Source organism: Bacillus nitratireducens (genome assembly GCF_001884135.1).
GTDB lineage: Bacteria > Bacillota > Bacilli > Bacillales > Bacillaceae_G > Bacillus_A > Bacillus_A nitratireducens.
Window position 1 is genome coordinate 1 of the sequence record NZ_MAOC01000015.1, and the last position, 5,402, is coordinate 5,402.

Sequence of the window (5,402 nt, forward strand, 5' to 3'; positions counted from 1 at the left end):
CATAGCGAAAAATTTGAAACCCGTCAGGGTTTATTTGATGTGCCTACTTTTATGCTATCTATAAAAGATAATAAAAGACTACGTGAAAAAACCACATTTTGTATAAAAGGATACCTTAAGTTGATGGATGTGGGGTGGGACCCCAAACAGTACGATTTTATTTCAAAGACACAACGATCTTACTACACACTTTTTATTTATCCCACACTCTCATCTGCTAGTATTACTATTTTTTATTACTAATGTTGCCGTTTCACTCGGATGGCTAAGAGGAAAATGATGGCCATATGGAACAAAATCAACCTTACCAAGATGCGATGGAGCAGAATAGCCTCTGTCATAATCCCCCCAAATAATGTGAAGATTATACTTTGTTACTTCATTGAAATCACCTTGATCGTTTTTCAGTAGTAAACTGTTAAGCTGAACCGTAGTATTTAAAATTCTAGGAGAAGTAAAACTGTTTCTTATTTTTTCAATATAATGTTCAGGGATGCTCTCCGTACTTTCAAACAAACCATTACTTAATAAATAACGCCCTATCAAATTAGTAGTTGCCAATTTTAATGTCCATTTGTTCATAAATTGAGGAACATTTAGCGATTTAGCATTTTTTTTAGCAACAGGTGGCTGAAGTAAAGTGATTGAATGCTTCTTATCTATGTACTCTTGTACCAATGCTTCCAGAAGAATAAACGCACCGAATGAATGGCCAATTAGATGTGCACCATTAGTAGCTTTCTCCAATAACTTTTTCACTACATTCAAATAGATATCTAGAAGATTTTTCTCTCGTTTAAAAGGAGAACGTCCCAAACCTGGAAGATCCAAGATCCATACAGGTTGACCAGTTTTTTCATGAAGCTCTTGTGCTAAAGGAAATAAATCCTCTCCATCACTCAATAAACCATGTAATAAAATAAAAGGTTTACCCTCTCCTTGTAATTGGTAAAGGGTAGTGTTATCGCATAATGTTCGTTTAAATAAATGATTATGCTGGCCATTTTGATACATCATTCGATAATCCAGATCAGCTACTACGGCAGGGAAAAATTTCATTACACTCGTCTTCTTAAACCAATCTCCTCCCATAATTTTTTTCGCTGAAACATTTGAAAATTTTCGTTTTGTAATAAAATTCAGTCCATCAGAAGGAATTTTTGTTATTTTACTTACTCCACTATTCATAATCGCTTTCATAAGTGGCATTGGGACAGAGATTTTTGGTGCCCTCATATTCATACTTTCCGACATAATACTTAATAATTCAGCAATGTTCTGATCGTGCTGTTTGTCTTCAACAAGTGTATATGTTTGAATAGTCGGTTGCTCCAATCTGAAAACCTGCACAATAAACTTCGCAAGCTCATCGTTTGAAATAAGTGGTAACCTATATCCCTTACCTCCAGGAATCATTGGCATAAGCCCTCTTCGCATACTCATCACAAGCAAACCTAATCCTGCTATCTGCTCTGTACTCCCTGTTTTACTACTACCGACTACAGTTGGCGGATTAATTACAGAAAGCGGATAGCCTACTGCTGATGCCTGGTGACGGATATAAAGATCTGCTAAAAATTTTGTTCTCTCATATGGATTTTTTATTTTCAAATAATTGTTTCCTTCTTTAAACACATCAATTGTAATCTTGCTATTTTTATCATCAAAGGGACTCATATAACCTACAACATGAATAAATTGTTGCAAGCCCTTCAATTGATGAATACTTTTAGCTAATTCACTAATATGTTTGGCGCCATTTAAAAATACGGAAGCTGCCTCTTTACTTGTCACTTGAATATCCATGGGGCCTCCTGCGTGAATAATCACATCCGTTTTCAATATCCTCTCCTTATCTTCAGCACTTAGACCTAAATCTATTTTCGTCAAATCACCTTCAATAAAGTGCATTACTGCCTTTTTTAAGATGCCTCTTTCTTGAAAAATGCGTGTTGCTTTACTTTTCGACCTCACTAAAAGAAGAATTTTAACATCCTCTTTGGCTAATTCTTTCACTAATTGCTTTCCAATAAAGCCTGTTCCACCAATTAAAAATACTGTTCTCATATAAAACCTCCTTTTTAGTACTATTTAGTACTAATTTGATGTAAAAAAAAAGCTTCTTTTATCGAAGCAAGTTAAAAAAATGATCTGCTGTTTTCGTGATTACAGTTGCATCCTTCAATGTTTCTGAAATAAATAACGCTCCTTCAAGATTTGTAATAAAAAGTGATGCAACCTCATCAATATTAATCGTATTTCTGAATTCCCCATTCTCTACCCCTTGTTTAAGTAATAGAGAAACTTTCTTTTGTAATTCTGTAAAAAAAAGACCTATTTTTTCTTTTATTTGCGTGGCCTGTGTAGGACTTTGAATATAAAGAGTAATAAATGGACAGCTCCCCTTATACTCTCTCGACTGAACTCCTTGTGATAATTGCTTTAAAAACAGTTGGATACGATCTTCAACTAAAAATTGGTTCTGAGAAAGTACGTCATCAATTGTAGATTGATACATTTCAATCCAATAATCAACGACCCCTTCTAATAATTCTTCCTTATTAGAAAAGTGATAATACACATTAGACTTTGAAACTTTGCTTACACGTACTAATTCATCCATACTTGTATAAGCAAACCCTTTTTCTAAAAATAATGTTGCTGCTACTTCAATCACACGTTTTTGATTCATTAATTTTACCTTTGTCATAACTAGAACTATATAGTACTAATTTAAATGTTGCAAGTATTTATGTTAATTTAGAAAAAAGTTTGATTAAAAAAGTTCCACTAACATTGATTTTACTGCAAAAAAATCTTATTTTGAATAAAGTTGAACTGAACCCCGAAATTGTTAATTCACTATCGTCTAATAGGGGTCACCATACATGCCCATCAACTTAAGAAAAAGAAATGCCCCCAAAACGAAAAAATGAGCGGCTTCTCGGAATAACTATCTGTAGAGAAAGAAAATTTTAATTTAGGGGGATATGAAAACATTAGCTTGATGGTGATGTGGCGAGACCTCAAAAAGAAGCGCGAAACGCACTTCTTTTTTTTGTAATTACTACACATCACATTATTAATATGATTACGGACAAGCCTTCTTGTTACTAAATAATGTTTCTTCAATTCTTGTTATCTAACCCACTTATTTTTCATTACTTTAAAATACAGCTTTTCAAATCCCCTAAAATACTTACTGTAAACGCCTAACGTTTCAACATATGTATTAATAACTTCGCTTAAATCAAAATGAACACCATCTTTAGCTAAGTCATAGCTATCATCCAGACTATATAAATCAAAATATTTTGCTTCCCAATACAATCCCCTGTTAACTAAAAGTCTAGTGGTACATTTAATTGATTCTTCAATCGTCAGTTCTTGTTTTTTTAGTTTTTTATGAATGACGGAAAGAGTTAATTTAACAGTGTATTCTTCATCAACTGTGCTACTAAACTCAAATAACTTCCCTTCAATATCATCCATCTTTGCTTTAGACATTAAGGATATCTCAATTATTTCATATGGCGGACTGTCACTTGCTTCAATCAATTTATCACACCATTGAATTACTGCAGCTTTACTCCACAACCCACAGCAAATCCCTAAGCCATAAATACGAGTTAATTTTCGAATTAAATCCAAAGTTTCTCACCTACAATTTTTCATATACATTTTTGTTTAATTTTAATAGATTATTATTCATTCATCAATTTATATATAATAAAGAACAAAGCACCCATTATGGGCGCTTAACTTTCCTGTCGTCAAAAACAAAGGCAACATCATCTTCTTCATTAGTACTTTCAATAACAACGTCATTAATACTTTTTATTGAACGGTCCGGCTTTTGTTTTCTTAGATGACCAAAATTGCTAGTGATTAAAATAACAGATGCTTTTCTTTAAGAAGAGTTTTAAAGTCGATTTCCAATGGGAAATCGATTTTGTTAACATCATAACTCAGTAATCTTGAAACTCCTTATTTAATTCGGTATTTTGTACGTTAAGAGAACTTTAACCTGAAAAAATCTTAACAGTTATAAAAATTAACTAGCATCTATCCTAGTGGAATTCCCTCCCCTTAACAACAAATAAGACGCTAAGCCGATAACGACAGCGCCTAAAATAGTAATAGTATATTTAATCGAAACTTATTTACACTTGCATTTACTTATTTTTTTGTTTCCAAACCCCATTCTTCTTGTGATAAGTATCCTTGCTAGTCATGAAATGAAATGAGCTACCAGGAATATAGTATTTCTTACGCTTCTTTTTTTCTTTTTTCTCTCTCTTTTTCTTTAGCAATCTCCTGTAAATCCACTTTCCATTGTCTTAATAAATCTTTTTTTCGCATCGGACTGTGTTCTCCTTGAATTGAATTAATCACCCAAGAGATATATACACTTTTTTAATCCAATTGTCTATCTTATTCTTATTACTATTTATTCCGTAATTTATATATAATAAAAAGGCACCCGTTATGTGCGCTTTACTTTTTTAAACAAAGTCATCCATCTTCATTAATACTTTTAATAACAACGTCATTCCTACTTTCTATTGAAAGGTTCGGCTTTTGTTTTCTTTTTATTACTAAAAGTTCACCATACTCATTTTCAGTTAAATAGTTTCAAAGTCTTTCATTATATAATGGTACCTTAAATACACTTTTACTTTATTTGGATATGTACAATTACATAAAATTATGTATTATTTGGTCTAAAAAAGTCTTTTCATGTCGATTCATGTAGATTAAACTTTAAATATAATGGTTTTATGTTTTTGCTTCACCCTCTTCATAGGGGAAATGAAGGGTTGTTGTCATTTTCGTAAAAGTAAGCACTTACAAAATGTCCAATCATTTCGATATGTAATATTTCATAAAACATTGTTGGTTTATTTTTTAAAATATTCAGGGGAAATAGACGAAATGCAACAGAATAATTTATCAGACAGGGAGAAAATGATCGTATGTATCCAAAATTTATTGATAAAATAGCGTTTTCGAAAGCGCATAAAGAGTTATTAATTAAACTGTATAATAAAGAAATTTCAAGAAGCGAGTATAATCAATTGGTAGATGCTTTTTATCGTCCACAGCAAAAATAAATATGAAGTACGTGTTTATTGTTTTATGTCTTTTAGTTCGTTTATATCATTTTTGGGGCAAGCTTATCTGCTAGGTTGGTGGGCATGTGGCGGTAGCCCTACTTCAAAATGTTATCTCAAACTTCTTGACACATTGTTTTTCATAGAAATCATGTCACTTCAAAAGGTGTACCCTTTGATACAAAAATAATTTATATGAAGTTATCATAATTTTATATAAATTATTTAAAATATAACATTTATATATTAATGATATTCAATTATTTTTAAAGGATCCACAATGGTGAT

5 protein-coding genes and 1 pseudogene are annotated in these 5,402 nt (G+C 31.8%); 2 read left to right on the plus strand and 4 right to left on the minus strand.

Annotated elements, in window-relative coordinates; genetic code table 11:
• Positions 1–243, plus strand: a 243-nt coding sequence (locus tag BAU23_RS30395; RefSeq protein ID WP_208611236.1) for a hypothetical protein, incomplete at its 5' end; no start/stop codon positions are given.
• Here the strand turns inward: BAU23_RS30395 and BAU23_RS04520 are convergent.
• The 4 genes and pseudogenes from BAU23_RS04520 to BAU23_RS04535 form a co-directional block, all read right to left on the minus strand.
• A complete protein-coding gene (locus BAU23_RS04520; protein WP_071733662.1) occupies positions 211–2,067 on the minus strand; it encodes an alpha/beta fold hydrolase in 1,857 nt (618 codons plus the stop codon). The genes BAU23_RS30395 and BAU23_RS04520 overlap by 33 nt on opposite strands.
• A gap of 58 nt (positions 2,068–2,125) precedes the next feature.
• Positions 2,126–2,692 (minus strand): TetR/AcrR family transcriptional regulator, encoded by a 567-nt coding sequence (locus BAU23_RS04525; RefSeq protein WP_071733665.1) that lies wholly within the window; start codon positions 2,690–2,692, stop codon positions 2,126–2,128.
• Positions 2,693–3,138: 446 nt separating this feature from the next.
• Positions 3,139–3,651, minus strand: coding sequence for a protein kinase (locus BAU23_RS04530; protein WP_071733666.1), 513 nt, complete (start codon positions 3,649–3,651; stop codon positions 3,139–3,141).
• Between the two features lie 524 nt (positions 3,652–4,175).
• A pseudogene (locus BAU23_RS04535) lies at positions 4,176–4,362 on the minus strand (hypothetical protein).
• 614 nt (positions 4,363–4,976) lie between these two features.
• Between BAU23_RS04535 and BAU23_RS30110 the strand changes: the two are divergent.
• Entirely contained in the window at positions 4,977–5,114 is a 138-nt protein-coding gene (locus BAU23_RS30110) for a hypothetical protein (protein ID WP_000283272.1), read from the plus strand.
• Positions 5,115–5,402 lie beyond the last annotated feature (288 nt).